General features: G+C 65.4%; 33 protein-coding genes. 19 read left to right on the top strand and 14 right to left on the bottom strand.

Annotated features, from left to right (window positions below):
• Positions 1–190: 190 nt before the first annotated feature.
• The 3 genes from BACI348_RS15840 (at position 191) to BACI348_RS15850 (ending at position 2,791) form a co-directional block, all read left to right on the top strand.
• A complete protein-coding gene (locus BACI348_RS15840) occupies positions 191–994 on the top strand; it encodes a GAF and ANTAR domain-containing protein (protein WP_159827493.1) in 804 nt (267 codons plus the stop codon).
• A gap of 30 nt (positions 995–1,024) precedes the next feature.
• Entirely contained in the window at positions 1,025–1,417 is a 393-nt protein-coding gene (locus tag BACI348_RS15845; protein WP_159827496.1) for an Hpt domain-containing protein, read from the top strand.
• 141 nt (positions 1,418–1,558) lie between these two features.
• Positions 1,559–2,791, top strand: coding sequence for a glycosyl hydrolase (locus BACI348_RS15850; RefSeq protein ID WP_442858530.1), 1,233 nt, complete (start codon positions 1,559–1,561; stop codon positions 2,789–2,791).
• Between the two features lie 12 nt (positions 2,792–2,803).
• On the opposite strand, the gene BACI348_RS15855 is transcribed toward BACI348_RS15850, so the two are convergent.
• Both BACI348_RS15855 and BACI348_RS15860 read right to left on the bottom strand, forming a co-directional pair.
• Complete coding sequence (locus BACI348_RS15855; protein ID WP_159827502.1) at positions 2,804–2,950, bottom strand: hypothetical protein; 147 nt, start codon at positions 2,948–2,950, stop codon at positions 2,804–2,806.
• An 11-nt stretch (positions 2,951–2,961) separates the two neighbouring features.
• Positions 2,962–4,152, bottom strand: coding sequence for a glycosyltransferase family 2 protein (locus tag BACI348_RS15860; protein ID WP_159827505.1), 1,191 nt, complete (start codon positions 4,150–4,152; stop codon positions 2,962–2,964).
• A gap of 507 nt (positions 4,153–4,659) precedes the next feature.
• Here BACI348_RS15860 and BACI348_RS15865 point away from each other — a divergent pair.
• The gene (locus BACI348_RS15865; RefSeq protein ID WP_159827508.1) at positions 4,660–5,094 is read left to right on the top strand and encodes an Hpt domain-containing protein; all 435 of its coding nucleotides are present in this window, start codon (positions 4,660–4,662) and stop codon (positions 5,092–5,094) included.
• Here BACI348_RS15865 and BACI348_RS15870 read toward each other — a convergent pair.
• Positions 5,036–6,298: a glycoside hydrolase family 26 protein gene (locus tag BACI348_RS15870; protein ID WP_159827511.1), complete on the bottom strand. Its 1,263-nt coding sequence runs from the start codon at positions 6,296–6,298 to the stop codon at positions 5,036–5,038. The two genes, BACI348_RS15865 and BACI348_RS15870, sit on opposite strands and share 59 nt — an antisense overlap.
• 184 nt (positions 6,299–6,482) lie before the next feature.
• Between BACI348_RS15870 and BACI348_RS15875 the strand changes: the two genes are divergently transcribed.
• The 5 genes from BACI348_RS15875 (at position 6,483) to BACI348_RS15895 (ending at position 10,608) form a co-directional block, all read left to right on the top strand.
• A complete protein-coding gene (locus tag BACI348_RS15875) occupies positions 6,483–7,229 on the top strand; it encodes an SDR family oxidoreductase (protein ID WP_159827514.1) in 747 nt (248 codons plus the stop codon).
• Between the two features lie 38 nt (positions 7,230–7,267).
• Positions 7,268–7,609 (top strand): DUF5655 domain-containing protein, encoded by a 342-nt coding sequence (locus BACI348_RS15880; RefSeq protein ID WP_159827517.1) that lies wholly within the window; start codon positions 7,268–7,270, stop codon positions 7,607–7,609.
• Positions 7,610–7,771: 162 nt separating this feature from the next.
• On the top strand, positions 7,772–8,581 hold the full coding sequence (locus BACI348_RS15885; RefSeq protein WP_236557584.1) for an ANTAR domain-containing protein: 810 nt from the start codon (positions 7,772–7,774) through the stop codon (positions 8,579–8,581).
• A gap of 408 nt (positions 8,582–8,989) precedes the next feature.
• Positions 8,990–9,676 (top strand): dihydrofolate reductase family protein, encoded by a 687-nt coding sequence (locus BACI348_RS15890; protein WP_159827523.1) that lies wholly within the window; start codon positions 8,990–8,992, stop codon positions 9,674–9,676.
• Positions 9,677–9,789: 113 nt separating this feature from the next.
• The gene (locus BACI348_RS15895; protein ID WP_159827526.1) at positions 9,790–10,608 is read left to right on the top strand and encodes an alpha/beta fold hydrolase; all 819 of its coding nucleotides are present in this window, start codon (positions 9,790–9,792) and stop codon (positions 10,606–10,608) included.
• 65 nt (positions 10,609–10,673) lie between these two features.
• On the opposite strand, the gene BACI348_RS15900 is transcribed toward BACI348_RS15895, so the two are convergent.
• A complete protein-coding gene (locus BACI348_RS15900; protein ID WP_159827529.1) occupies positions 10,674–10,898 on the bottom strand; it encodes a hypothetical protein in 225 nt (74 codons plus the stop codon).
• A 284-nt stretch (positions 10,899–11,182) separates the two neighbouring features.
• On the bottom strand, positions 11,183–12,376 hold the full coding sequence (locus BACI348_RS15905; RefSeq protein ID WP_236557585.1) for an acyltransferase family protein: 1,194 nt from the start codon (positions 12,374–12,376) through the stop codon (positions 11,183–11,185).
• A gap of 169 nt (positions 12,377–12,545) precedes the next feature.
• Between BACI348_RS15905 and BACI348_RS15910 the strand changes: the two genes are divergently transcribed.
• The 5 genes from BACI348_RS15910 to BACI348_RS20920 all read left to right on the top strand — a co-directional run bounded on the left by BACI348_RS15910 (position 12,546) and on the right by BACI348_RS20920 (position 16,146).
• Positions 12,546–13,013: an Hpt domain-containing protein gene (locus BACI348_RS15910; protein WP_236557586.1), complete on the top strand. Its 468-nt coding sequence runs from the start codon at positions 12,546–12,548 to the stop codon at positions 13,011–13,013.
• Between the two features lie 53 nt (positions 13,014–13,066).
• The gene (locus BACI348_RS15915; RefSeq protein WP_159827532.1) at positions 13,067–13,783 is read left to right on the top strand and encodes a YcnI family copper-binding membrane protein; all 717 of its coding nucleotides are present in this window, start codon (positions 13,067–13,069) and stop codon (positions 13,781–13,783) included.
• Positions 13,784–13,950: 167 nt separating this feature from the next.
• A complete protein-coding gene (locus BACI348_RS15920) occupies positions 13,951–14,784 on the top strand; it encodes a CAP domain-containing protein (protein ID WP_236557721.1) in 834 nt (277 codons plus the stop codon).
• A 669-nt stretch (positions 14,785–15,453) separates the two neighbouring features.
• Positions 15,454–15,876, top strand: coding sequence for an SRPBCC family protein (locus tag BACI348_RS15925; protein ID WP_328699971.1), 423 nt, complete (start codon positions 15,454–15,456; stop codon positions 15,874–15,876).
• 135 nt (positions 15,877–16,011) lie between these two features.
• Positions 16,012–16,146: a hypothetical protein gene (locus BACI348_RS20920; RefSeq protein WP_268892354.1), complete on the top strand. Its 135-nt coding sequence runs from the start codon at positions 16,012–16,014 to the stop codon at positions 16,144–16,146.
• Between the two features lie 104 nt (positions 16,147–16,250).
• On the opposite strand, the gene BACI348_RS15930 is transcribed toward BACI348_RS20920, so the two are convergent.
• The 6 genes from BACI348_RS15930 to BACI348_RS15955 form a co-directional block, all read right to left on the bottom strand.
• Positions 16,251–16,757: a hypothetical protein gene (locus tag BACI348_RS15930; RefSeq protein ID WP_159827538.1), complete on the bottom strand. Its 507-nt coding sequence runs from the start codon at positions 16,755–16,757 to the stop codon at positions 16,251–16,253.
• 20 nt (positions 16,758–16,777) lie between these two features.
• Positions 16,778–17,470, bottom strand: a complete 693-nt coding sequence (locus BACI348_RS15935) for a hypothetical protein (RefSeq protein WP_159827541.1) — start codon at positions 17,468–17,470, stop codon at positions 16,778–16,780.
• Entirely contained in the window at positions 17,451–17,963 is a 513-nt protein-coding gene (locus tag BACI348_RS15940) for a signal peptidase I (RefSeq protein ID WP_159827544.1), read from the bottom strand. The genes BACI348_RS15935 and BACI348_RS15940 overlap by 20 nt, the downstream gene beginning before the upstream one ends.
• Positions 17,960–18,619, bottom strand: a complete 660-nt coding sequence (locus BACI348_RS15945) for a SipW-dependent-type signal peptide-containing protein (protein WP_268892355.1) — start codon at positions 18,617–18,619, stop codon at positions 17,960–17,962. The genes BACI348_RS15940 and BACI348_RS15945 overlap by 4 nt, the downstream gene beginning before the upstream one ends.
• A 3-nt stretch (positions 18,620–18,622) precedes the next feature.
• The gene (locus BACI348_RS15950; RefSeq protein ID WP_236557588.1) at positions 18,623–19,225 is read right to left on the bottom strand and encodes a SipW-dependent-type signal peptide-containing protein; all 603 of its coding nucleotides are present in this window, start codon (positions 19,223–19,225) and stop codon (positions 18,623–18,625) included.
• A gap of 174 nt (positions 19,226–19,399) precedes the next feature.
• On the bottom strand, positions 19,400–20,233 hold the full coding sequence (locus BACI348_RS15955) for an SGNH/GDSL hydrolase family protein (protein WP_236557589.1): 834 nt from the start codon (positions 20,231–20,233) through the stop codon (positions 19,400–19,402).
• 159 nt (positions 20,234–20,392) lie between these two features.
• Here BACI348_RS15955 and BACI348_RS15960 point away from each other — a divergent pair, with 159 nt between their 5' ends.
• Positions 20,393–21,280, top strand: a complete 888-nt coding sequence (locus BACI348_RS15960; protein ID WP_159827556.1) for an SGNH/GDSL hydrolase family protein — start codon at positions 20,393–20,395, stop codon at positions 21,278–21,280.
• A gap of 45 nt (positions 21,281–21,325) precedes the next feature.
• Here the strand turns inward: BACI348_RS15960 and BACI348_RS15965 are convergent, their stop codons facing one another.
• Positions 21,326–21,556 (bottom strand): hypothetical protein, encoded by a 231-nt coding sequence (locus BACI348_RS15965; protein ID WP_159827559.1) that lies wholly within the window; start codon positions 21,554–21,556, stop codon positions 21,326–21,328.
• A 362-nt stretch (positions 21,557–21,918) separates the two neighbouring features.
• Here BACI348_RS15965 and BACI348_RS15970 point away from each other — a divergent pair, with 362 nt between their 5' ends.
• The 4 genes from BACI348_RS15970 (at position 21,919) to BACI348_RS15985 (ending at position 24,086) form a co-directional block, all read left to right on the top strand.
• Positions 21,919–22,203: an ArsR/SmtB family transcription factor gene (locus BACI348_RS15970; RefSeq protein ID WP_201298437.1), complete on the top strand. Its 285-nt coding sequence runs from the start codon at positions 21,919–21,921 to the stop codon at positions 22,201–22,203.
• Entirely contained in the window at positions 22,200–22,598 is a 399-nt protein-coding gene (locus BACI348_RS15975; RefSeq protein ID WP_159830209.1) for a VOC family protein, read from the top strand. The genes BACI348_RS15970 and BACI348_RS15975 overlap by 4 nt, the downstream gene beginning before the upstream one ends.
• Before the next feature lie 808 nt (positions 22,599–23,406).
• On the top strand, positions 23,407–23,562 hold the full coding sequence (locus tag BACI348_RS15980; RefSeq protein ID WP_159827562.1) for a hypothetical protein: 156 nt from the start codon (positions 23,407–23,409) through the stop codon (positions 23,560–23,562).
• 197 nt (positions 23,563–23,759) lie between these two features.
• A complete protein-coding gene (locus BACI348_RS15985) occupies positions 23,760–24,086 on the top strand; it encodes a hypothetical protein (protein WP_159827565.1) in 327 nt (108 codons plus the stop codon).
• On the opposite strand, the gene BACI348_RS15990 is transcribed toward BACI348_RS15985, so the two are convergent.
• Both BACI348_RS15990 and BACI348_RS15995 read right to left on the bottom strand, forming a co-directional pair.
• On the bottom strand, positions 24,052–24,867 hold the full coding sequence (locus tag BACI348_RS15990; RefSeq protein ID WP_159827568.1) for an MBL fold metallo-hydrolase: 816 nt from the start codon (positions 24,865–24,867) through the stop codon (positions 24,052–24,054). The two genes, BACI348_RS15985 and BACI348_RS15990, sit on opposite strands and share 35 nt — an antisense overlap.
• 344 nt (positions 24,868–25,211) lie before the next feature.
• A complete protein-coding gene (locus tag BACI348_RS15995) occupies positions 25,212–25,553 on the bottom strand; it encodes a hypothetical protein (protein WP_159827571.1) in 342 nt (113 codons plus the stop codon).
• Positions 25,554–25,843: the final 290 nt, after the last annotated feature.

A 25,843-nucleotide genomic window follows, 5' to 3' on the forward strand; every position in this document is an offset into this window, starting at 1 on the left:
ACAGCCGGAAGGCGCCCTGTATGGATCCAGGCGGAAGGCCGTCGTCGTACTCCTGCGGACGGAGCAGGTAACGTACTGACGAAAAGCGAGTACCCGGTACTCGTGTGCCCCCTGCCCCTGCCCTCATAACCTGCAACCAGAAGTACAGCGACGGACACGTGCCCGTCGTCCACTGTTATGGGGGGCAGTCATGAGGACAGAAATCCGGGGACGCAAAGCACATCACCACCTCGGTGTAGGCGGTGAGGGCAGCCATACAACCCCGCCCCAGGATCACGAACCGGCCTTGCCGGAACCGGCGCCCGTTTTGGATCTTCGCGCGGAAACCGACGAGGATTCCCTCTACCTCCTGACCCTCGCTGCGGTCTCGTCACTGCCGGAGATTGCCGGCTCCGTTGAGTGCGCCGTGACACTCCCCCGGCGGGAGTGGGAAGTCCTGATGTCAGGCACCAGTGACCTTGCCATGGACGTCGCCCGGCGGGACCAGGAAAGCGGCCACGGACCGGTGTCCCGGGCACTTGCCGGGCAGCCGGCATTCATCATCAACGGCTACACAACGGACACCCGTTGGCCCGCCTACTGGGAACCCCTGGCGGACGCCGGGTACCGGTCCATTGCCTCGGTACCCCTGATGCTGGAGGGCGGCAGGGTGGCAGCGTTGACCCTGCTGGCTGACCAGGACGACGTCTTCACCCCTTCGGTGCAGCGGCGCCTCATCGCATTCGGGCACGTGGCGGCCACCAGCTACGCGATGGCGGCAGAGCTTAGGACGGCCAGGGCCACCGCGGACCAGTTGCGCAGTGCCATGCAGGGCCGGACCTCCATCGACGTCGCATGCGGTGTCATCATGGGGCAGAACCGGTGCTCCTACGAGGACGCCTTCCAGATGCTCGCCAAGGCCTCGAGCCACCGGAACGTCAAAGTGCGGCTGGTCGCGGAATCGATACTCACGGATTTACCCGGCGGAGCTCCCGCCACGCACTTCAAGGGCTGAGTGGTGTACGTAGCTGACGGGAGTTCAGCGATGACACAGAGCGAGGACGACGCGCGGCCCCTTCTCAACAGCACCGTTTTGGACAGGCTCCGTGCCGAGCTGGACCAGGACGAAGGCATCTGGAAAATCTTCGTCCAGGACTTCGTCGCCCACCTTCCCGCCAGGATCGAAAAGCTTCGCCTTGCGCTGACAACCGGGGACCCGGTGGGGGCGATGGACGCCGTCCTGAGCCTGAAGACGTCCAGCCAGATGGTGGGTGCCGAACGGCTCGCTGGCCTGGCGCTGGACATGGAGCGGCTGCTTCGCGTCGATCACCACGACGACGGCCCTGCCGTGGTGTTGCCGCGGCTCGCCGCCGTTCATCTCACCGAGCTCCGGAGATGCACGCAGCAGACGACCTTCCTTCTGCAGCGTCACCTGTAGGTGCTACGCGCATTCGCCACCCCAAGAAACTTGAGCGGATCTTGAGACTTTTGCACCGGGGGGACCTTAGGATCATGGCAGTGCCTGCAGGCACCGAACTGACGGCTGCCGGACTGGCAGCCCCGACGATTGCGGGGACCGATCGCTGTGTTCAAGTTTGTGAAAGTACTTACCGCTGCGCTTGCAGTGAGTGCCGGCCTGACGCTGGCCGGGATTCAGCCGGTCCAGGCAGCACCGGCCGCCGCCCAGATCACGCTGACCCCGGCCACGGGACCTGCGGGATCGGCCGTCACGGTCAGCGGGACGGGTTTCAAGGTTTCCACGTCCGGAACGGTGATTGCCGGCTCCACCACGTTTGCGTTCCGGACGGCGTCCACCGGGGCGTTCAGCACATCGATCACCATTCCGGCCACAGCGGCCGGAAAGCTGACTGTCACGGCCAAGACCTCCTCGATCCAGGCGTCCTCGGTGTTCACCGTGACTCCGCCGGCGGCGGCGCTGCCGCCCGTCAGCACGGCGCGCCTGCGTTTTGGGGTGGCCACAACCAATGGGCCGCTGGCCACCGGAGAACAGGATGACGTGGCCCGGCTGGCAGGGGAAAGCCCGTCCAGCATCCTGTTCTACAAGGACTTCCTGCAGGCACCGCCGATCAGCGAAATGAACGCCGCCCGCGCCCGGGGTGCTGTGCCGCTGGTGACCTGGGAGCCGTGGGCCTGGGGCGGCGGGCTGGACCAGCCGGCTTACTCCCTGGACAGGATCGCCGCAGGGGATTTTGATGCCCGGATCATCCAGTGGGGGCAGGCTCTGGCGGCGTGGGGGTACCCGGTGCAGCTGAGGTTCGCCCATGAGATGAACGGGGACTGGTACCCGTGGGCCGAGGGAGTCAACGGCAATGCGGCCGGTGACTACGTGCAGGCCTGGCGCCACGTGCACGATGTTATGGCTGCCACCGGCGCCTCCAACGTCTCGTGGGTCTGGAGTCCGAACGTTCCGTATTGGGGTTCCACTGACCTTGCCGGGCTCTTCCCTGGCACCGAATATGTGGACGTGGTGGCCTTGGACGGTTACAACTGGGGCACGTCCGCCTCATGGAGCGGCTGGATTTCACCGCAGGACCTTTTTGCTCCCGGCATCGACCAGCTGCGGTCCCTGGCGCCCGGCCTGCCGATCCTGATCGCCGAGACGTCCTCGAGTGAGGCCGGCGGGTCCAAAGCTGCGTGGAACACGGACCTGGTGTCCTACCTCTCCGCCCAGCCCGATGTGATGGGGTTCGTATGGTTCCACATGCAGAAGGAAGCTGACTGGCGCATTAACAGCAGTGACGCCTCGGCGGCCGCGTTCAAGTCTGCTTTGGCGGCTCGGCGGGCGTCATAGTGCGGGCGGCCGTTACGGACGGGCTGCGGGGCTGCGGCGGACCAGGGCGATCAGCGCCACGCCGATCAGCAGGATGCCCAGTGCCGTAAGGATGCCTGCTCCAACGTTGAGTCCGGTGTAGGCCAGGGCGGCGCCGGACGCCGGGATGGAGGTATTCATTCCGTACATTGTTAGTTGATTTCCTCTGCTGTGTATTGCGCTTCCCAGCGGTCGATGCGCCGCCGGGTGATCTTGGTTTTCAGGACTGCGCACCAGGAAGCCAGGAACCATCCGGAGCGCAGCCACATGAAGATTTCCTGTGGGAAGAAGGTTGCCGCGACCAGGATGTCTTTCCAGTCGCGGTGGGGAATCCGCAGCGCCCGCTTGACGTCCAAGGCCACGAAGAGGATGGGCACGAGCCACCAGAACAGGACCACGTGGAACACCTTGAGGGCCAGAGCCGCCACGATGACGAAGATCCACAGAAGCTTGAGGAAGACGCCCAGCAGGCCCATCCCCTGCTGGGCCCAGTCCCGGAGCGTCAGCCGGTTGATGCCGAGGTCCAGCAGATCCTCCACCGTGCCCACCTGCCATTTCATCCGCTGGCCCCAGAGGGCTTTGAGGGACTTCATGGAGTCGGTGTAGGCGCGAACGTCCGGTGAGACCTGGCAGACGTAGCCCAGTTCGCGGATCCGGTAGGTTAGTTCGAAGTCTTCCACCTGGGAGGTGTAGACCCACGGCCCTTCGCGGTCGTCCCGGGCGGCGATGTCCCGCAGTACGGCGTTGTTGATGGCGCAGCCGGTCCCGGCCAGCACACTCGTCTGCCCGCGGCGCAGGGCGGTATCGGTCCAGGTGGCGAACTCGGCCTTCTGCAGCCGGCTCAGCAGTCCAGGATCCTGCATGGTGAATTTCGAGGAGGACCCGCCAAGGCGTGCGGCTGTTTCGTCTGCGAATTCGCGCTCCCACGCTGCCAGCGCGTTCGGTGGCAGCACGGTGTCCGCGTCGAGGCAGACCACCACATCGGCGTCGTAGGCGTACTCTACCCAAGCGCGGTTCAATGCTTCGGACTTGCGGTGCTCCAGCCGGGGCAGCTCCATCACCGTGACCGGGTACTTGCGGGCCTCGAAGGCGGTGGCGTCGGTGCAGCCGTTGGGAACCACCACCACCAGGTCCGCCAGCCGTTCCTGCGCCATCAGCCCATCCAGCGTTGCCCCGATGGACCCGGCTTCGTTGTACGCCGGAACCAGCACCACCACCCGCAGGCCAAGGCCGGCCCCTGCCGCTTCTTTCACCGGGCTGGTGGCCGTGCGGGCACGCTCCCGCTTGGCAGGGGCGCCGGTACGCACCACTTCTGCAACCGCCGAGGGCAGGGCAACGGACACGGGAGCCTCCTTCTGGACTTCACAAGTCCCGGCGGGACCCGAAATCCAGCTAATAACCCCTATCTCAGAATTCGCCCCCAAAGGTGATCAAGGTTCAATCAATTACCCTCAAATCTTCATCAACCGTTTTTCGCTAAATACCATAAATAAAAGCGCAGGAATTCAGGATGCCGTAACCGGGTAGTGAAAGGTGCGTCACAGTGGTCAAAATTCCCTCGCCGGCCCAGTTGGGAGGGCAATGAGCTGGGGAAACGTCACTTTCGGGCGCCAGAGCGGTCAACAGCTAATCCAGCTCACCTAAAGTGCCCGTGATGGAAATGACTCAACCTTGCGCCATTCTTGAGCATGGGTAAGGGCTGCCCTTGATGTCCGTCAGCAAATATTGAGTGCCAGGCCTGGCAGCAGGCCTGAATTTTCGCGGCCGGCCCATCAGGGGACGCGCCTGCAAACGTAAAAGGACTGCTTCTTTGGGCACCAGCAAGACCGCAACCCCGGGCACGGGCAGCCATGACTGACATGGCCCCGCCTGCGTTGAGTCTTCAGCCCATCCAGACCCTCGCGGACGAAACCGACAGCGGCATCGCCCTGCAGTTCCTCAGCGATTATCTGGAGATGCTCCCGGCACGGCTGCAGCGCATCTTTACCGGCCTGAACGGCAGGGACATTGAGGCCTCCTTGGACGCCATCCTCAGCCTGAAGATCGCATCCGCCATGGCCGGGGCGTTCGATACCGAAGCGTATTGCCGTGGCATCGAGGCGCTGGTCCGCGCCGGTCAGTTCCCGCAGGCCCTGGAGCGGGCGCAGGGCCTCGCCGCCAACGTCCTCTGCCTGATCAGCAGCACGCCGGCAGTGCTGGCCAGCGCCAGGGACGGCCTGGACTGCGTCAGGGCCGGCACGGCTCCGGCGGGCCGTAACGGAACCAGTCCGGCAGCGCAGCGGTAAAGGCATCGCGGACCGCCGGCGTGTTGGTCACGGTCCAGTCCACCCTGCCTTTGACTTCAACCTCGCCCTTGTCCCACTCGAACCAGTTGACCATCTTCAGGTTCGGGAACTGCGCAGCGGTGGCGGGGTCGAAGAGCTGGCCCCACCAGGCCTGTTTGATCGGACTTTCAGCGTCTCCACCGGCAGCCGGAGCGAACAGGGCAGCTGTTTCCGGGATGGCAACGGGATTGCCGTGGCCCTCGCCGTACACGTGGTAGAAGTCCGGCAGGAGGCTGTCGTCCCCGTTGGCCCCGTTGTAATTCCCGGTGAGCTGCTCGGCGAACTTGTTCGGTTCCGGGAGTTCGTTTTCGCCCCACGGGTACTTGGCGCCCCAGTGGTAGAGGGACATTCCCACCCAGTCGACGGCGTCATCCCCGGGGTAGTAGGGCGCGTAGGAATCGTCGCTCATGGTCAGCGCGCCGTCCGAGTCCGTGTCCAGGTCGGCGAACTCCGGCGTCCCGGGTTTGGCCTCAAACTGGCCGCCGGCAAACGGGTAGCCGCCGGCGTAGTTCGGCGCCCACATCATCGCCGAGCCCGGTGCCTTGGCATGGACCGCGCCGGCCAGCGTGCGGAATGCCTCGATGTAGCGGCCAGGCTGCTGGGACCAGGGGTACCAGGATCCGTTCATTTCGTGGGCAAAGCGCACCAGGACAGGGACGCCGTCGTTGTTGAAATCCGCCAGGTCCGCGGCGAGCGCCTGCGCGGCTTCGGGGGTGACGGCGGACAGCCCGCCCATGGGCTCCAGGGTCAGCAGCATCATCTGGCCGTTGGCTCTGATCTGCTCCACGGCCCTTTGCAGGTCGATCTTCTCCTGCGCGGTGTACGGGAAACCGGTGAAGGAAACGCTGACGGCGGGCTTGTGCCCCAGGTCGCGGGCGTAGTCGGCCAGGGGTCTGGCGTGCAGGTCCAGGTTGACCCCGAACAACGCACCCGAGTCCGGCACCAGGTCCGCCCGGTCAACTGCCTGGCAGGCGGCCAGCGATGCCGCCGGCTGCGGAGCCTGGCCCTGCTCCCGGGTCTTGTCCGAGAGGCTGCCGATGATCCCGGCGCCGCCGATTCCCCCGGCGATCAGCGCCACCACGCCAACGAGGACCAGGACCTGGCGCGTCTCCGAACTGTCCTTCCGCTTCCCGCGGCCGTTCCCGTTCCCGGTTTCCTCTGACATGCGTGGCTTACCCCCGATATGACCTGCGGTTTTGTTCATCCTAAGTCCCCCGGACGGAAGCGCTGGCCAACACCCTGAGCCTGCCCTCGGCGGTGGCCACGGAGATCAACCGGCGACTGGCGGGCAGTAAGCAGACGGCCGGCCATTTCGACGATTAACAGCGCCGCGCGCATAAGATTTCCTTATGAGGATTGCCGTTGCAGGGGGAACCGGTACAGTGGGCCGCCACGTTGTGGCCATCGCCAGGGAGCGCGGCCATGACGTGGTCAGCCTCAGCCGCGCCGAAGGGGTGGACCTGGTCAACGGCCGTGGCCTGGCCCAGGCGCTCCAGGGCGTGGACGCGGTCATCGACGTGGCCGGCATCCAGACCGTCTCCACCAAAAAGGCCGTGGACTTCTTCACCAACGCCACCCAGAACCTCCTCGCTGCGGAGAAGGAGGCGGGCGTGAAGCACCACGTGGCGCTGTCCATCGTGGGCATCGACAAAGCCAACTCCGGTTTGTACGCCGGAAAGCTGGTGCAGGAGGACGAAGTCCGGCACGGCGGCATCCCCTGGACCCTCCTCCGGTCCACCCAGTTCCACGAGTTCGTGCCCATGACCGTCAGGGTGGCCACCGCCGGACCGCTGGTTTTTGTGCCCACGATGTTCACCCAGCCCGTCGCCGCCAGGGAGGTGGCTGAGGCCCTGCTGGACGCAGCCGAGGCTGGGCCGAAGGGACGCGTCCCGGACCTGGGCGGGCCGCGGACCGAACAGCTGAAAGGCCTGGTCGCGGCCTATCTCGCCAAGACCGGGCAGAAGAAGCGGATCGTGCCGCTGCACGTTCCCGGCCCCATGGGCAAGGCAATGCGCAAAGGCGGGCTGATCCCGGCGGCGGGTGCCGCCGTCGGACGCCAGACGTTCCGGGAATGGCTGGAAGCCGGCAACAGCTGACCCGGGTGCAGCGCCTGAATGGGCTTTATGCTGGCTCCATGGCACGCACAGCAAGGGAACGCATCGACGGCGACCCTGTTTCGTCCGCGATTTACGGCGCCCTCATGGACCGCATCAACGCCCTCGATGGCTGTGAAGTGCAAGAGAACGCGTCGTCCTTCCACGTGGCCCACGGCCGTGCGTTCCTGGGCATCCATCCCCGCCGTGGCGGCATCCTGGTCAACATCGTCCTGGCCCGGCAGCTGGAAACCGAGCGGATCCACAAGGTGGAGCGCGTCTCTGCGGGGCGCTGGCATAACGAGATCATGTTGAAGGACCCTGCCGGGATCGACGCCGAACTGCTGGCCTGGATCCAGGAAGGGTATGACCTCACCGCCTGAACCCAGGTTCCTTTCCCCGGACCAGCGGGAAGTAAGTACCCCTGGCCGGTCCGGAAAAATTCGAGTACTGACTACTCGTGCCCTCCCCAGCCGCCGCGCCCTATGTTCGAAGGGCAGCCCGCGGACAACTCAGCGCGGGCGGGGTTCAAGGGGGACGCGCGGGTGACGATACATGTGGCAGGCACCGGCAGGCAGGTGTTGAAGGACGACGGCGGGTGGCAGGCTGCGGCGGGTTCGCCCGCCCCGAGGGCGTGGCCGGCACCGTCCGGGTTCCTGCTGGACCTGACCACGGACACGGATTCGGACGCCGGGTCGCTGCGGCGGCTTGCCGAAGCGGCAGCGGTGGCGCTCACCGATTTTGTTGGCGTCCAGGTGGACTGTGCCACGGTGCTGACACCGGCCCAGCGCGCTCCCATCCGCGCGGCGAATAACGGCCGGGCGGCGGGATTGGGGTATCTGGAACAGGAGCTCGACGGCGGTCCGCTGACCCACGCGGTGGCATCGGACGGTCCCATTGTGGTGGAGGCTGCGGGGGGCGCGTCCCGCTGGGAGGCTTACCGGAAGCGGTTCCTTGACGCCGGCTATAGCGAGGTGCTCGCCGTTCCGCTCCGGCTGGACCCCGCCACCACCGCCGCCGTGGCGTTCTTCGCGCCGCCGGGGGTGCGGTTTGGCCCCGAGGCGGTTGGCCATGCGGCATGGTTTGCGGGAGTGGCATCCCAGAGCCTGAAACTGGCGCTCGAGGTGCGGAGCGTCCGGTCGGCCGGGGACAACCTGAAGTCGCTGCTGGAAAGCCGGACGTCCATCGACGTGGCGTGCGGTGTGCTGATGGGCCGCAACCGTTGTTCCTACGCGGACGCCTTCAGCCTGCTGGCCAACGCGTCGAGCCACCGGAACAAGCAGGTCCGCGAGGTGGCGGAGGGCCTCCTGAAGAATCTGCCCAGCGGCGCCCCGGGAACGCGCTTCGACATCTAACGGGAGTAACTCCTCCAACCCCGTGGCCGGCAAGCAGGCCTGCTTTGTCCACGTCTGCGTCCCCGGACAAATTTCAGGCGTTGCAGGTCTTCAGTCATCGACGGCCCTCATGTGCAGCCCCACCGCGTTCGCCGCAGCGGCCACCGTCACCAGGGAGGGGTTGCCTCCCCCGGTTTCGATCGCGTGGACGGTCCGGGCGGATGTGCCAATGAGGTCGTCTGCAATATATTTCTGAAATTGATTCCCGGCCCTGCGCGGCGCTGGTGTGGGAAGCGAATCTGCAAAATATTGCCGATTCCCCGGCGGAGTTTTGCCCCCGGCAGACAGGCCTCAGGGCCTTGAGGTCTGCATACCTGCACAATAACTCCAGGCCTGTTACCGGAGGCAGAGGTCTGGGAGGATGCCAGCATGCGAAGCGTCATTGTCTCCAACATTGCCTCCGTGGACGGCTTCTACGCTGCCGCCGACGGTAATCCCCTCGTGCTGAACATGGACGAGGCGTTCGATGAATACAACCGTGTCCGGATTGAGGCTGCGGACATGGTGCTCCTGGGCCGGAAATCCTTCGAGGGGTTCAGCTCGTACTGGCCGGGAATCGCCGACGCCCCCGAGGTTCCCGGTAACCGTGCGCTCAGCGAGGACAACCGCAGGGTCAGCAGGGCCTACAACTCCCTGCCCAAATACGTGGTTTCAGATACCTTCGAGGTCCCGGAGGGCAACGCGTGGCATGACTCTACCGCCGTTGTTGCCGGCCGGGACCTGCCCGAATGGATCGGGGCCCGCCGGCAGGAAGGCAACGGCGACATCCTGGTTTTCGCGAGCCGCGTGCTTTGGAACAGCCTCCTTGAACTGGGGCTGGTGGACGAGGTCCACCTGATGGTCAGCCCGCGCGCGCTGGCTGGGGGCATCCCGGTTTTCGGCGCACCAACGGACCTGACGGTCCTGGATTCGGCGCGCTTCGACTCGTCGTCCAACATCCTCCTCAGGTACCGGCCGGGTTCGGGGGTACGGCGGCGGGGCGTCCTCGATGATCAGGCGGGGCATGCAGCAGCACCACCGGGGGCGCACCGGGATCGCCGCACACCTGGACACTGATCCGCACTCCATCGGCGCCCGACAGGATCGGTGATCTCATGCCCGGAATTCCAGTACCGCGCCCACCGGCCGAGGCCGTCACCTTGCCCCGGGCGGATGCCTAGACTGGCTTCATGGAAGTCACGGTCAGTGGTGTCCCCGTGCATTTCGCCGAGTACGGCAGCGGTATGCCAGTGCTCGCACTCCACGGCGCAGGGGTGGACCACCGCGAGGTGGCGGGCGCCCTGGAACCAATACTCGGCACAGGCCCCAATTACCGGCGGCTGTATCCGGACCTGCCGGGGATGGGCCGCACTCCGGCGCCCTCAAGCATCCGAGGCAACGATGACGTGCTGGACCTGTTGCTCGGATTCGTGGACAACACCATCGAGGACCGGCCCTTTCTGGTGATCGGCCACTCCTACGGCGCCTACCTGGCCTGCGGCATTGCCGCCCTGAAACCGGAGCAGGCCATCGGACTGGCGCTCATCTGCCCGGTGGGTGCCCACACGCGCGGCGTGCCACCGCACCAAGTCCTGGTCGGGCAGGCTGGCCTGCCCGCCGGACTGGACTCTGAGGCCGAGGCGACGTACCGCGACTACTTTGTGGTGCAGTCCCCGGAAACGCTGCACTTGTTCCAGGAACGGGTGGCTCCATCAGCCGCACTCGTTGATGAGGCGGCGATGTCTCGGATCTTCGCAAGCTGGGAGCTCAGGGACCGGCCGGAAGCGGCGGAAACCTACCCGCATCCGGTGCTGATGCTCGCCGACCGGCAGGACGCCACGGCCGGGTTCCGGGCGCCGCAGGAGTTGGCGGAGCGCTACCCCCGAGCCACTATGGCCGTCCTGGACCGCGCCGGTCATGCGCTGCTCCATGAGCAACCTGATCTTGTTCGAGCCCTCGTCACCGAATGGCTGACGCGGGTTGACGAGCACTCCCTATCGGGGCAGTGACAGATAGTCCTTGCCGCGGCTCCGCACCAGCGCCGCGGGCTCGCCGTCACACCAGCCGTGCCTGTTCAGCCCTCGCCGTTCGCCGCGGTGATGAACGCGGCGAGCGCCCGGGCCTCGGACTGGCGAAGGAAGACGCGGACCGCCTCGGCCCGCCCGGCCACTTCAAGGGAAAGCGTCAAACCGTCAGCACCCGCACTGGGCTCGGCCTGCCATCCCTCCACGGCGGGCGCCAGGTCCTGGTCCATCACCACCGAACGCCCCTGCAGGTCCCACGGGGCGCCGGCGTCCATCAGGGCCTTGTGCCCAGCGCAGACAGGCACCTTTTGAGGACCCGCGACCGTGCCGGAGCCGGGGTTCGTGCACCGGAGAACCGAGCATTTGTCCACCACGTAATCCCCCTAACCAGGCGCGTGCCGAAGTCCGCATCACCGCGTACGCCCAGAGTCCTCCCGGACGGATTGGATGTCGATCCCTAACTTCGCCAAACGCCCAAACCAGGGGGGCGCGTTAGGGGATCCACCGGCTGGAGGAGGCACCGGCTGGAGGAGGCACCGGCTGGAGGAGGCACCGGCGCCTACGCGGCCCGGCCGGCGGACACGAGCTCCCGCTCCCGTTCGCGGGCGGGTTCAGGAGCAGGACGTACATCGGCGGCATCCAGCCTTTTGTTGGCCCAGTTGCGGACGGGCGTTTCCACCAGCCTGAAGGAGGCATAGGCCAGCACCACCGTGAGGGCTGCCGCCAGCGGGATGCGGAGCCACAGCGACGGCACGAGAGGCATCAGCAGCAGGTAGACCGGCAGGTGCCACAGGTAGAAGGCGTAGGACAGGTCGCGGCCGGGGCCCGCGAGCCAGGGATGGCTCAGGATCCGCGCGGTGAAGTTGGCCGGGGACAAGACCAGCCAGCCGATGGCCAGAGCCGCCAGCAGTGCCAGCACGGCGGGCCCGGCCGTCCAGAAAGCGCTGAACCACAGGCCCGGGGTGCCCGGCTCGTGCAGCAGGAACACGGCGGCCAGCAGAACCAGGGCGGCAGGCGGCCCGGCCCACCGCGCGGCGGACAGGAGGGACGCGTGGCACCGCGAGCCGCGCCGGACAAGGGTGAAGACCAGTGCCAGGGTGCAGCCGATCAGCAGCTCGTCGGCCCGGGTGTCGGGCCCGTTGTAGAGGCGGCTCAGGGGCGCCCCGAGCAGGACCAGCACGAACCGCTCCAGCAGGAATGCCGCGGCCAGGACGCCGGTCACCCAGGCGACGGTGCGGACTCTCCAGAACCGCAGCATCACCAGGAGGAGTACCGGCCACACCAGGTAGAACTGCTCCTCGACGGCGAGCGTCCACGTGGGGCCGAGCGTCTCACCGGTGATGGAGCCGCCGAACGTCCCGAAATGCGCCAGGTTCATCACGTACCCGGCGGCGGGCAGCACGAAGCCTTCCTGGCCGGCCCACTTTGACGCCGGAAACACCAGCCCCGCGGCGACGATGACTCCGCAAACGGCCAGCAGCGCCGGCCACAGCCGGGCCAGCCGCTTGGCGTAGAAGATCCCCAGGCGCAGCCCGCCCGTAGCCAGGTACTCCTTCATGATCAGGAGGGTGATCACAAAGCCGCTGAGGGTAAAGAACACGTCCACACCGATGGATCCGCCGGGGACCAAGTCGGTGGCGGCGTGAAACAGGAACACAAACACCACGGCAACGGTCCGGAGCCCGTCCAGGGCATGTTTCCGTCCCGGAATCAGCCCGGTTGAGGGCGTTTCCGGGCATTCCAGAGCTGACAAGTTTCCACTGCTTGACCTAAAAACCACTCAGCAAGCATATATAACGTTTCCATAACTGCGCTGGGCGCAAGCTGGATGAAAGCTCCGAACGCACAAACCTTGGAAGCCGCTAGGAGCCCCAAGGTGCACCGCAGGGTTCCCCCAACATGCAGTCCGTACCGTCACTTCCATGACAGCTATCACTGCACCGCCGCGCACCCCGGGCGGCCCCGGAACCGGCGCGAAAACACCCGTGCTGAGCGGCCAGGACTCCACCAGACCCCTCCTGGACCATGCAGTGCTGGACAAGTTGCGCGCGGACTTCGATGACTATGACGAAGTCTGGCGGGTATTCGTCCGCAACTTCATCGCCGCCCTCCCGCCGAGGATAGACAAGCTCCGGGGAGCATTGACCACGGGCGACCTCGCGGGCGCCATCGATGCAGTACTCAGCCTCAAGGCCGCCAGCCTGCAGGTGGGTGCGGAACGGCTCGCCTCCCTGGCCCTGGACCTCGAGGTCGCCGTGCGCGAGGGCACCCGGGACCGCGATCCGTCCGGAGTGCTGCCCTGGCTGGCGGCGGAACATCTGCCACGGATCAGGCAACGCGCCGGACAGACCACCTACATCCTCGAAGTACACCTGAAGAAAACCCCCTGACCCTTGCGCCGCCGTCGCCACGACTCCGCGCGGCCAACTGAAAGGCAATTCCCATGGCAACTGCACGCACCCGCACCGCCGGGACCTTCACCGCACTCACCGCGGCAGCCGGGCTCCTGCTGGTTGGCGCAGGCACCGCGTCCGCGCACGTCAGTGTGGACCCGTCGTCGCCCTCTGCCGGCGGCTACTCGCAGCTGACCTTCAAGGTCCCCAACGAGTCGGCCACGGCCAAGACCACCAGGATCGCCGTGGCCCTGCCCACCGGGACGCCGTTCACCTCGGTCTCCGTCAAGCCGATGGAAGGCTGGACAGCCGAGATCACCGAGGCGGCCCTGCCATCACCGGTGACCGTCAACGGTGCCACCATCACCAAGGCAGCCTCGACCGTCACGTGGACAGCCGACGCCGCCCACCAGCTGGGGCAGCACGAATACCAGACCTTCTCGATCTCCGTCGGCAAGCTCCCCGCGGCCGGCACCACCGTGGAACTGCCGGCAACCCAGTGGTATTCGGACGGCACGGTGGTGACGTGGGACGACACGGAAACACCCGGCCAGGCTGAACCCGAGCACCCGGCACCCGCCTTCACCACCACCGAGGAAAAGGCGGGACACGGCCACGCCGCACCCCTGGCCGAGGCGGCCCCGGTATCAGCAACCACCCCCGCCGCGGACAGCACGCTCGGCATCGTCGGCCTCGGCGCCGGAGTACTGGGACTGGCCGCGGGCACGGCGGCGCTTTTCCGTACGCGGGCCCCGCGGAAGCATTAGCCAGCCCGGCACAGCCGGGCACCCGCCGTCGGCCGCCATAGCGCCATTGCCGGCCAGATCCTCTATGAAGTGGGCAGAATCACACGATGCGGGGTGTGGCGTAGGCAGTAGGTACTGTTCTCCGGGTGTTAAAAGACAAAAGACATCTCGCTGCCCTTTTGATCACTGTGGTCCTGGCCGGCGGGCTGCTGACCGCAGGTTCCGCTCCTGCCGGCGCCAGCTCCTGGCCGTTCGGCTGGTGGAACTGGATCGCCGCCAACGCCCAGTCCCCTGCTGCTGCGCAGCCGTCCGCATCTGCCTCGCCCCTGGCCTCCGCTGCTCCGTCAGCGTCTGCTTCCGCTGCCGCGCCGGCGTCGTCTCCCGCCGCAGATCCCGAAACGCCGGCCGCGGCTGCCCCCGTTGAGGACCCGGCTCCTGCCGAAGAGCCTGCCCAGGTTGAGGCGCCGGCTCCCGCTCCCGCGGCCGCAGCACCCGCCCCGCCTCCGGCAGCCCCTGCAGCTCCGGCACCCGCGCCGGCGGCACCCGCGCCGGCGGCACCCGCGCCGGCGGCACCGGCACCCGCTCCGGCTCCCGCGGCTCCGGCCGGCGGCAGCGCGCCGTCCAACGCGGTGGCCCAGCGCTCCTTCGATCTCATCAACCAGTACCGGCTGGCCAACGGCCTCGCCCCGCTGCGCTACAACGCCGGGCTCGAATCCGTGGCGCAGAACTGGTCGAACACCATGATGCGGGACATCAACGCCCAGGGCAGCGCGGGCTTCCGTCACAACCCCGACGCGTCCGCGCAGATCCCGTCCGGTTGGACCCGTGCCGCCGAGAACATCGCCGTCAACGCCGACGCCGATGCGCTCTTCGCCGCGTGGAAGGCCTCCCCCGGCCACAACGCCAACATGCTCAACGCCGGCCTGACCGACTTCGGCTTCGGTTCGGCCCGGCTTTCGGCGGGCTCCCCGTACGGCGCGCAGCTGGTGGCCACCCAAAACTTCGCCACCTACGCGAAGTAGGCAAGAAAGTACGACGGCGACCTGCCGCCGTCGTACTTGATTTCCTGTTCTGCCGGACAGGGAGAAAGCCCCTCCTGAGGAGGGGCTTTCTACGTAGTGGTCATGTGTCTTCTGTTTTAGAACAGCCTCGATGCATTCCCCCTCTCCGGACGCCCCCCGGCGCCCATCCGGATTATGAATACTAATAACGGGTCCGGGGCTAGTAAAGAGGTTTTGCTGAAGTTGTCGCCTGCAAAAGCTGACTGCGCAAACTTCACCTGCTGTATGGGCATTCAAAAAGTGCGGAAGCAGGAGTGAGGGGCGCCACGACTACTGCACCTCGTCTTCGTCAAGTACCTTCCCCGGATCGTCCGAATGAAGCACCTGCCATCCGACGGTGTACTCGGAATCGAAATAATCGTTCGCTTTCCTCCAAGCGATCCAGTCATTACGTACAAACTTTGATTCCATAGTCCCTAGCTAATCTCTGACCGTTGACTACGGCGGCCGGGGACCTCGCTCGACGATGTCCCGTTCCGGGTCGCCCAGTCCGGGTTTCCCGTCCTCGTGAAGGATTCCTGGATCGGCAATCCATGCCGTGGACGCTCTGCTTAGGGCATTCTGAAACTCGCACGATTCAAGTCGAGACTGAAGGAGCTGCGATACTCTGACGATGGTCGTCTATTTCGAGTGCAGAACGCGGACGGAGATGCCCAATCGGAGCTATTTGACCTGGCCCGGAGCATCGACGTCCACAAGGACTCCATGATGCAGTCTCATGAAGAGGCGATAGGTGGCGTGACGTCCGGTCTCATCTCCTTGGGCGAAGAAGTGACCTGGCGCGCTTGGCATTTCGGCATCCCGCTTCAGATGACGAGCCGGATCACCGAGATGCAGATACCCAACTATTTCGTAGACGAGCAGGTTAAGGGTCCGTTCCAGCGGGCCCGGCATGTTCATGAATTCAGCCAGGATTCAGCGGGAACCACCATGGTGGATCGTATCGAGTTCGTGGCTCCGTTCGGACCAATAGGGCGTTTGGTGGAGAAACTGGTGTTGGGGCGCTACCTCCAAAGGTTGATAGAGACGCGGAATCGGCACCTTTGCAGGTGACACGAATGGACGCTGCGGAGTCCCACACGTTTCCAGAGATTTACTTCCGTGAAACAGCGGCAACCGTACTATTCATGCATGTGGACTAAACAGCACCGGGCTCCCTGCGGCACGTGCGGCAGGAACACGAACCACGTGACGCATTATCGAAAGGACGACGTCGGCGGCGCACTGATTGCCGACGTCCGCTGCGCCGAGCACCAGGACGTCCCGGTCGCCCATGAGGTTTCGCGGGCAGTGTGGATGGCGTCGTCGGAGCCGGCCGCGTAACGTTCTGACGGCCCGCAAGGAAGGCCGGCAGATTGCCCGATGGCGCTGGCGTAGGCAGCAACGGCGGTGCGGACACTTCGTCGCGGCCTTGGCCGCCGGCAACGCTAGGCCACCGGTGGAAGGTTCCGACAGTTGGCGCCGAGGCCCACAATAAGCCCGGCGTTTGTGGCTACAGCAGCACTCCTGGACGTCCACCCATCGTGCTTAGTGACGATTGCAAGTTCAAGTTCACTGCCAAGGCCAAGAAGGCCGCCCAACAAGTTGACCGGTACGTCGGTGACGTACCCCGTGGCGGGAGACCCTGTTGTCTTCGCGGTGAGTGAGAATCCGGTGAGCGGCGCAAGAAGCGAACCCAGGCCGCTGGTAGAAGCCAGCAGTTCGGCGCTGGTGATGTCGTAGCCCGCGGGCGGCTTCCAGAGGATCCGCACGTATGCGCCGAGCCCGAGAATGTTGGCGTCGTACCTACACTGGCCGTTGAGGGTCGGGGCTGGGACGGTGAGGGCCGCGAAGCTGCCGGTGGCGAGGTCAGGATCCTGCCACGCAGCATCGGTCACCACAGGAGGAGCCGACGCCGACAGCACCACCGCGAGCGACGCGGCCAAAACAGGCAACAGCGTTTTCCTGGGCATACTCATGATGCCCGCAGACGAGCCAGTCCAAAGCCCACGGCCACAGCCAGCAGACCGAGGAGCGCGAAGCCTCCCAGCCTGGCCCCGGTATCAGCCAGGCTGTTCGACGGCGGTCCGGCCGGCTTTCCCGGGAGGCTCCCAGGCCCGGCGCCGTCAGTGAGTCCTGTCCCGGCGTCGTCCCCTGAGCCATGGACGCCCACGGTGATCTGCGTGCTGCTCCCCTGCACCTCCGCGGGAACGTCGTCGGCCAGAAAGACAGTCAGCACCACATGTGCACTGTCAGCATCGGCGGACCCGGGTTCCAGAAGACTCGCCTGCAAACCCTCCGCAGCGCTCAGCGGCGTGCGCCCCAGCAGCAGCCTCTCCCCCACACCGCATTGGCCTTGGACCCATGGCTCGGAGCAGGCCCGGACCTCCACGCTGAGGAAGTTCCGCAGCGAGCCGGAAGCAGCAGATCCTGAGTGCAGGGCCACCTGCAGTATGGTGGCCCGCTCGCCCGGGACTTGGACGTCCACCGGCCACTGCGCACTGCCCCCAGGAGCGAGGTTGTGCATCGCGTTCCCCGGCCCTGCGGTAACTTCCAACCAGCCGGATGGTACCTCCGACGCCGCAACGGCGGGCACCCCGAAGCCGCTCAGGCCGAACGTCAAAATCAGCCCCAGCACCGGACCCCGGTCAGGCCGCAACATGCTCACCGGACTTCCGGCGCGGCCACAGACCCCATGTCACCAGTGCGGACACGGCCACCGTCGTACCGCCGAGGACCAGCGGGTGGGCGGCCGCAGCCACAGGGTAGGCGAGCCCGGGCGCGGACCAGAGGACCAACCGCACGTGCTCCACCACGTAAGGCGCCGGATCCGGTTGCTGGTTCGCGTCGCCCTTCATGGTGATCACCCGCGCCGCCCCCTCGGCTGGCTCCAGTGTCTGGACCCTGTGGGTGATGGGCAGCTTGCCGCGCCTGTCGACGGTCACCACATCCCCCACGTTGATCTCACCGGCCGGGATCCCACGGACCACAGCCAGCGATCCGGCGGGGATACCGGGAGCCATGGACCCCGTTTTGAACAGGATCAGGGAGACGTCGAACAGCAGCGCGCAGATCACGGCGATGATGCAGACGGCGCCTCCCGCTGCCGCGGTGTTCAGCAGGATTTCCCGCAGGTGGCCCGCGGCTGACCGGCGGCTCATGAGCTGGAGGTGGCAGTGAACTGCCAGGTTGCCGTTGCCGTCTGGCCCTGCAGTGCGTTGCTCGCACCCACCGGGAGGGTCACCTCGAAGCAAAACTGCGTAGGTGCCCCCGGCAAGGTCGCTGTTGCAGCCTGGAGTGAATTTACGACGCCGGCCGGCTGGCCCGCGGTGAAAGGCTTGGCAGCGTCTGCACCCACCACAAAAGCGGGCGACCCCGTGAACGCCGACGCATCGCATGTGGCGGAACGAACCACGCGGTAGCGCAGGGCGGCACCCAGTTCGGCGTCGCCCATTCCGCTGCTGGCCACCGACGGAGAGCCAAGAACCACCTCGCCTGCCACAGAGTTTGCTGTGGTCCGGATGGCAAACGGCGCGTACACCGTGGTGCCGGGACTCATCGATGAAGCGTTGAACACCAGGGCAGTACCCGGCGCGATGTCATTGGCGCTCCAGCTGCCAGCGGCGTCGTAGGGTTTGGTGACGTTGGATTCGGTCTTGAAGGTACTTGCCCCGAACGAACCTGTGGCATAGTCACTGTCCGTCCACGAAGCCATCGTTACGGAACCGCCCAGTCCCAATACCAGCGCTCCTGCCAGGAGAGCCCGCACTCGCAAGGCAGCCGCTTCGCGACCGGTCTTTGCTCGTCGGTTGCCCATGGCTTACTGCGATTCGGCAGCAAATTCCCACGTTGTGGTTCCGGTCTGGTCCCGTACCAGGTTGTCGTCGGCCGTGATCCTGAAGCAGAGGTTCACAGCGGCGCCCGGATTTGCGCCGGCCCCCGCGGGCAGCGGGAAGGTGATATTGGGCGGCGTCGTTCCGAGTTCCTGCCCGGCCGCCACCGGGGTGGCGGTGACGGGTTCGCCGCATCCGAAATCGGTGGACTGGGTGATCGAATAGGTCAACCCGGTCAGGGCACCCGTTGATCCCTCCGTGGACACGGTGACACGGGCGTCAACACTGGACGCGTCATCCAACCTGACTGCGAAGGGCGCCACAACCACATTCCCGGGCGCCATGTTGTCCGGGGCCACGGTGAAGCCGAGGGTTGCCGGGGTCGCTGGATCGTCGTGATCGGCGAAGGCTGCGCCGTCGGTGCTGCCCTCAAGATTGAAGTCGCCCGCGGTGAATGTTCCCCTGGCGAATTCGGAATCATTCCACGCTGCCAGGGTGACGGCCGCGCCAATTCCGAGAACCAGGCCACCAGCCAGGATGGCGCGGATTTTCGGTGCTTTGGCCGTCCGGTTTTTTGGTTCCGAAGACACTTCTTTGACTGCAACCATGATTTCCCCCCAGGGTAGATGTCGCTGCCGGCCGGTTAACCGAAGGCGACGATGTGGAGGAATATCGACGACGCTCCCCCAAGCATCGATTCCCCTAACCCATCATTGACCTGCGGGAATGTCAATTCATGCCATCCGGTGTGGGGCGCTGCCGGCTTACTGGGTCAAGCTGCGCCAGGACTCCAGGAACTTCTCCGCGAGGTAAGCGTGGCCGGCGGTGTTCGGATGTGCGCCGTCGGCGTCGAAGCCCGGGCTGTTGGCAGCGGTGAACCAGTTACTTTCCACCGCGTCGATGAAGGGAGCGTTGGCAGCGGCGGCACCGGCACGGACGGCGCTGTTCACGGAGCGCAGTTCTTCGGCTAGGGGCTGCGGCGCCGACGGTCCCAGCACCACAACCTGAACGCCGGGCCAGAACCTGCGGGCCGCCTCAATGGTCTGTGCCGTGGCGGCCCGGACTTCCTCCAGGCTGGCGATCGCGGAGTCGTTCTGTCCGCCTTGGAGGATGAGGACATTGGGCACGAAGGCGGGGTCGGCAGCGATCTCCCGCAAACGCGTTTCGTACTCACCATTGAGCTCGTCCTGCGCCCCGCCGCCCCAGGCGAACCCGGTTCCGCCCAGGCCCTCGATGTTGGTGGGGTATCCAAGTTCCCCGGCCACAACGTAGGCCCATCCCTGGTCCGGCCGGGCTGCACCGTCCCCGGCAGTGTATGAATCGCCAAGAATCAGGACCACGGGTTTGGCAGGCAGCTGAATCTTAAGCTGCTGGGCGGGTGCAGTGGCCGTGGGGATGGGTGTCGCAGCGGGGGACGCGGTAGCAGTGGGCGTGGCAGCCACAGTGCTTGCCCGCGCCGAGACGGCTTCAACCGGGCCGCGTGGACCCATCAGCGCCAGAGCTGCCACACCGAAGGCGGCTACCGCCAGCACAAAAAGTGCCGCATATTTGATCCACTCCTGCTTGGTGATGCTGGGTCCCCCGCCGTTCCTCGTCACCCGGCAAATCATACCGGCCCCAGCCCTGGGGCCACGCTGTTCTTGAGCCCGGCCGGTGACGCTGCAGTAACGCCGCGGGCAGTAGATCTGGGAGGGCCGTCCCACATAAGGGGCCGGCGGTTGCCGCGACACACCATAAGAAGAGCCGGGAGAAGAATCATGAAGAAGCCCTCCGTTCACAGGCGGACCCGCTTTGGAGCACTGGCCGTGGTTGTCGCCGGAGTGTTGGCCAGCTCGCTGGCCGCGCCGGCAGCTGCACACGACTCCGGACCGCTCGATTACGTAGCCTTGGGAGATTCCTACACCTCAGGCATCGGCGCCCCGAACGTCGGCGTCTCCCCGCTCTACCCTGTTGATCCGGAGAATCCCGAGCCGTGTTACCAGGCGTCACCGGGCTATGTGGACGTGCTGGACGCGCGGGCCGACGTCGAGCTCACGGCCAACGCCGCATGCTCGGGCTGGACCGCCGCCATGGTGCCCGCCCAGATTCAGGTGGCGTCGGACGCCGGGCTGCTGAACGAAGAAACGGACCTGGTCACCCTCACCGCCGGCGGCAACGACGTCAAATTCCTGGACATTCTCGACGCCTGCCTGACCAAGACGGTGAAGGACTGCAAGGCGGCCATCAAGGTTGCGGAAACTATCGCGAACACTGAGGTCCGCCCGGCCCTGACCGATGCCTACGCGGCCATCCGCGCCAAGGCACCGAGGGCCACAATCGTGGCCCTGGGGTATCCGCACCTGTTCTCCCCTGAATTCGCGGACAACCCGTACTTCGCCGACGAAGCCGCCAAGGTCTTCAACAAAGGCACGGACATTCTGAACAAGGTCATCAGGGATGCAGCCAGGAAGTCTCCCGGGACCGTGTATGTCGATGTCACCGACGTATTCGAAGGGCACGGTATCGGCTCACCCCATCCCTGGTTCGTTTTCGACGAGAGGGACCCACTGGGCGGCGTGAACTTCCACCCGACGGCCGAAGGCTATGCCAAGGGCTACTACCGGGCCGTCGTCCGCGAAGCGGGTATCAGGGCGCTGCGGAACTGAGAAGACAAGGCGTGCGACGGCGGCGCGCGGCCGCCGTCGAACATCTCACCTTCCCGTGCCGGGCTCCCGGCGTTCGTGTGTTTGGCCGTAGGGGACGTCACGGCTGACGGCCACGGTGTAGCTCGTATAGCCGTGCTGGGTGACCATGATTCCGTGGCGGCCCTCCTGCATGGCGTACTGGCGGACCATGTCCACGGCCGCATTGAGGTCGTTTTCAACGGTGTGGGAGTCGTAGGCGGTGATTTCCAGGACGACGTCAGAATGGCGCTTAATCATCGTGGCTACTTTCTCTGGGGATGAGGCCGGTACATCCGGCAGGCACGCGCCGTCCGGCCAGGCATGCCCGGGGAGGCTGAAAGCTGTGCTTGGAGGGGGTGCCCGGCATTTTCATGGGGCGGGGCCGGCGGTGGCCGGCGGTCTGGATCGGCGGAACAATTCCTGCGGATCTGATGCAAGTGTGGATGATCAACCGCTCGGGGTGCAAGGACATGCAGGTTAATCTTTGGTGTCGTCTTTGGCACCGTTGGCGGGCGTTCGACGGCGGCGCACGGCCGCCGTCGAACATCTCACCTTGCTGCCGCTCAGTGCGGCCGTGGAAGGTCTTGATATGCAAGCCGTCACTTGCCTATAGTGTGTTCGTGGTCGATGTCTTCCGGGCTCTGGATGATGAGACCAGGCGCCTCGTCCTTGACGAACTGTCAGTACGCGACGGCCAGACCCTGTTCGAGATCTGTTCCGTGCTCACGATGCGCCATGGCCTCAGCCTCACGCGCCAGGCGATCTCACAGCACCTCGGCGTGCTCGAGTCGGCCGGCCTCGTGGTGACGGAGCGCCGCGGCCGCGCCAAGTTTCACTTCTTCAACCGCGATCCCCTCTCCGAAATCACCGGTCGATGGCCCAGCAGAAAGACGACCCCACCATGAAAATTGCCCTGACGAGCCTATTTGTTGACGACCAGCGGGCAGCCCTCGCCTTCTATACCGACGTGCTCGGCTTCACGAAGCGGCACGACATCCCGCTCGGTGACGACTTCTGGCTCACAGTTGTCTCGCCCGAAGCGCCTGAAGGTCCCGAGCTGCTTCTGGAGCCTTCAGCCCACCCCGCCGTGAAGCCGTACCGGGAAGCCCTCGCCGAAGACGGCATCCCACTGGCCCAGTTCGCCGTGGACAACATCGAGGCCGAGCACGCCCGGCTGGTCAGCAGGGGCGTGGTGTTCACCCAGCCGCCTACCGATGTCGGCGTCGCTGTCGTGGCGGTCTTCGACGACACCTGCGGCAACCTCATTCAGCTCATCGAAATGAAGTCAGCCGGGGACTGAGAGGTTGGCCGTGCCCGTAGTCCCTGGGGGCCAGGGTTTGAACATGTGCTCCCGTGCCAGCGGTCCCCGGGACCGCGGCCCGTGGATGATCGGCCTTACTGGACGGAAGTGCCGTCACTCGCTGTTGGCGGCCAGAGACACCGCAAGGGCTACCGCTTGGGGTGGCGTAAGGAAAAGTTCTACGGGCCTGATCTTGCCTGAAAGCTCAAGGGTCAGGGTGAACCCGTCCGATCCGGCGCTTTGACGTACGGACCAGCTCTCCAGAGCCGGGGCTACATCCTGTCCCAGCAGTACATCGCGCCCTTGCATGTCCCAGAGGGCACCGGAATTAATGAGGCCTATATGCTCCGCGCAGACGTACGCCTCCGTAGGGCTGGAGTCCGGGCCCTGCCTGCCCGCCAGGAATTCTGACCCGAAATTCGTGCAGCGAAGCACCGAGCAAGTAATCACACTGTGACGCTACTAGTCGGACCTCTGGAAACTGAGCTGCCAGTCTCAGTTTTTCCCAAGGTTTCTTGCAAGCGTACGACGGCGGCACTCGCCTCCGTCGGTTACGTCGCGTTCCTGCGGCGTCCGGCCCTGGTGTTTGGAGACGCGTTCACTAGTGACTGGCAGGCACGCAGCCGGTAGGTTAAAGGCCTGGGAACAGCGGGCAGTACGGCCCGCACAGGACTGAAGGCTGGGGGCAGCAAAAGTCATGCAAACGGGTGCGCGAAAAACATCAGGGTCGGGCTCGGAAAAGAGTGCCCGGCCCCCGGAAGCCAGGGCCAGGAAGGCACAAAGCGGCACCGGGCCGTCCCGTTTCAAAGTGACGGACTGGCCGGATGAGCCGTTGCCGGACATCGCCGAAGATCCGGAAGACGCAAGGACCCGCGGCGCCGCGGCCGGCAACAGCACCAAGGGTTCCAGCCCGTCCTTGGGGTTCAAGGATTTCGTCTGGCCGGAAACCAACACAAGCCTCTAAGCCGTCCCGGCAGTCGGGCCGCTGGAGGTTGCGCGTTGGCGGGTGAGCGCTCCAGCAGCCTCGGCGCGCCCTGCTGAATCGTCTCGGAAGGCCCGGGTTGAAGGGTTAGAAAAATGTTACCTTCGGGTAGTTCCTTAGCCGCCAATCACGCATTACTGTCAACTGCACCATCGGGGGGAACGACGAAAGAGGTCACGATGAGCATCGACATCGAAATTGGCAGCGGCCTCAGCAACGAAGACGCAGCCCACTTTGCAGCAAGGACTGCAGTAATCACCACAGCGATGCAACGGATCCAGGAACTACACCCGGCCTACAGCTGGGTATGGACAGACGAGATCCGCTGTCGGGGATGCAACGCCAGCCTTGACATACCGATACTCGCCAGCACGAACGCCAACGCGGACAAGGCCTTTCAGGCACATCAGTCCGCCGAGCTCGATGCCCTGCTGGCAGCCGACGCCAAAGCGGACCAGGCGCAAACGGGCCTTAGCGCTCCCGGCGCGTTTCCTGCAGCCGCTTGATGAACCAGCGCGACTGCTCCGGCCCGTAAGGCAGAACGGGGATGGCCTTCGTGGCATCATCCGGGGTGTCGCGGATGGACCCGCGTGCCTGGCGCACCGCAGTGGTCATGGTGTTCGCCATGGTCTTGACGAACTGGTCGCTGCACGGCTTTCCGTGGCCCGGGATCAGGAACTCATAGCGGTGGCGCAGCGACGAGATGTGCCGGAGCGCGTCCGCCCACTCCTCCGGGTACGAGTCTTCGAAGGACGGGTGGGCGCCCTGCTCCACGAGGTCACCCACGTACAGGGTGGTGGGGGTGCCCACCAGAAGGTCGCCGTCGGTGTGGCCGCGGCCCAGGTAGAACAGGGTGGCGGTCAGCCCGCCGAGGTCAACCAGCACCGGCTGGTCTTTCACGATGGCGTTGGGGACCACGAGCTCCACGTTCTCGCCTTCGCCGGTGGACATCTCCGGTTCCAGCGTGCCCACGAAGCGGCGCTGCAGGTCCCCGCGCTCGTCGATCTCCCTGGCGCAGTTCTCGTGGGCCCAGAATTCGGTGACGCCCGCCGAAGCGAACGTAGCGTTCCCGAAGAAGTGGTCGTAGTGGGCGTGGGTATTAACGACGACGAGCGGGAGGTGGGTCTTCTCCCGCACCGCGTCCAGGATCTCCTGCCCCTGCCGTGGGCCGCAGCCGGTATCGATCACCATGGCCCGCTCGGATCCCACGATCAATCCGGTGTTCAGCAACGATCCTTCAGTGACCAGCATGTAGTTGTTCGCGCCGACTTCGAGCCATTCCGACATTGTTTCTCCGTACCTCCGGCAAAGCAGTGTTCGTTCGTCTAGGCGTCGATTGTACCCACCCACTCTTGGAGTTCCCGGGATCAGCGGGTGGCTGAGCCTGTCGGAACCCGTACGACGGCGGCGCGCGGCCGCCGTCGTACTCCCGCCGCAGCCGGTGGCTGAGCCTGTCGAGACCCCGGCGGGGCCGTTGCCTGCGGACAGGGTGCCAACCTTTTCGACGCGCAACCTCATTCTCGATGCGCAAAGACGGTGACGCGACCCGGATCTGGGGAGCGCCACCGTCTCTGCGCGTCGGACACGACTATGCGCGTCGAGAACGTGGAGTCCGGCCGCCGCCATACTGCTCAATGCTCGCCATAGGTTGAATAGATGAACGCTGCCAGCCTCCTGGCCTCCGTTGGAACCAGGAAAGCGTCCACCGGCTCGGTTTCGCCCGCGAATCTCAGGGTGAGCGTAAAGCCCTCAGCCCCTCCGCACGGCCGGGCAGACCATTCCTTCAGCGGTGGCGCCATGTCCTGGCCTATCAGGATGTGGCGCCCGTGCATGTCCCACGGGCAGCCGGCATCCATCAGGACCCTGTGCTCATCGCAAACGTAAACGTCGTGATAGTCAGCAGTGGAAGTCTGCATCACCATCACGAATGACGTGCCGGGGTTGGTGCAGAGAAGCGCTGAGCAAGTGGTCATGCTGGCGAAGATAACGGGACGATGCTGGGGAAACCATTTGTCCAAAGCTTGCAGTTTCCTTCGATGCGGAGAAATTGGTTTCCAAGGTTCCTGCCCAATGGAGTCAAAGTAAAACCGCCGGCGGGTATGTCAATTGCCACATCGATGGAGCAAGTAGTCTGCTTACTCCGATTGTGAGTAATTACTGTGTCCTCATCACCTGTAATCGCGTAACAACTACTCGTGCCCCGCGTACAGAGGCCGTGGTGTTCTTAGCTCACCAAGGGCAAGCGCAGAAAAAACTGCCAATT

Origin of the sequence: Arthrobacter sp. 9AX, from assembly GCF_902506095.1 — a bacterium.
Taxonomy (GTDB): domain Bacteria; phylum Actinomycetota; class Actinomycetes; order Actinomycetales; family Micrococcaceae; genus Arthrobacter.

Coding starts and splice junctions, on each gene's coding strand:
- BACI348_RS15840 (WP_159827493.1), top strand. CDS start 191: ATGAGGACAGAAATCCGGGGACGCAAAGCACATCACCACCTCGGTGTA.
- BACI348_RS15845 (WP_159827496.1), top strand. CDS start 1,025: ATGACACAGAGCGAGGACGACGCGCGGCCCCTTCTCAACAGCACCGTT.
- BACI348_RS15855 (WP_159827502.1), bottom strand. CDS start 2,950: ATGAATACCTCCATCCCGGCGTCCGGCGCCGCCCTGGCCTACACCGGA.
- BACI348_RS15865 (WP_159827508.1), top strand. CDS start 4,660: ATGACTGACATGGCCCCGCCTGCGTTGAGTCTTCAGCCCATCCAGACC.
- BACI348_RS15870 (WP_159827511.1), bottom strand. CDS start 6,298: ATGTCAGAGGAAACCGGGAACGGGAACGGCCGCGGGAAGCGGAAGGAC.
- BACI348_RS15875 (WP_159827514.1), top strand. CDS start 6,483: ATGAGGATTGCCGTTGCAGGGGGAACCGGTACAGTGGGCCGCCACGTT.
- BACI348_RS15880 (WP_159827517.1), top strand. CDS start 7,268: ATGGCACGCACAGCAAGGGAACGCATCGACGGCGACCCTGTTTCGTCC.
- BACI348_RS15890 (WP_159827523.1), top strand. CDS start 8,990: ATGCGAAGCGTCATTGTCTCCAACATTGCCTCCGTGGACGGCTTCTAC.
- BACI348_RS15895 (WP_159827526.1), top strand. CDS start 9,790: ATGGAAGTCACGGTCAGTGGTGTCCCCGTGCATTTCGCCGAGTACGGC.
- BACI348_RS15900 (WP_159827529.1), bottom strand. CDS start 10,898: ATGGACGCCGGCGCCCCGTGGGACCTGCAGGGGCGTTCGGTGGTGATG.
- BACI348_RS15910 (WP_236557586.1), top strand. CDS start 12,546: ATGACAGCTATCACTGCACCGCCGCGCACCCCGGGCGGCCCCGGAACC.
- BACI348_RS15915 (WP_159827532.1), top strand. CDS start 13,067: ATGGCAACTGCACGCACCCGCACCGCCGGGACCTTCACCGCACTCACC.
- BACI348_RS15940 (WP_159827544.1), bottom strand. CDS start 17,963: ATGAGCCGCCGGTCAGCCGCGGGCCACCTGCGGGAAATCCTGCTGAAC.
- BACI348_RS15945 (WP_268892355.1), bottom strand. CDS start 18,619: ATGGGCAACCGACGAGCAAAGACCGGTCGCGAAGCGGCTGCCTTGCGA.
- BACI348_RS15960 (WP_159827556.1), top strand. CDS start 20,393: ATGAAGAAGCCCTCCGTTCACAGGCGGACCCGCTTTGGAGCACTGGCC.
- BACI348_RS15965 (WP_159827559.1), bottom strand. CDS start 21,556: ATGATTAAGCGCCATTCTGACGTCGTCCTGGAAATCACCGCCTACGAC.
- BACI348_RS15975 (WP_159830209.1), top strand. CDS start 22,200: ATGAAAATTGCCCTGACGAGCCTATTTGTTGACGACCAGCGGGCAGCC.
- BACI348_RS15985 (WP_159827565.1), top strand. CDS start 23,760: ATGAGCATCGACATCGAAATTGGCAGCGGCCTCAGCAACGAAGACGCA.
- BACI348_RS15990 (WP_159827568.1), bottom strand. CDS start 24,867: ATGTCGGAATGGCTCGAAGTCGGCGCGAACAACTACATGCTGGTCACT.
- BACI348_RS15995 (WP_159827571.1), bottom strand. CDS start 25,553: ATGACCACTTGCTCAGCGCTTCTCTGCACCAACCCCGGCACGTCATTC.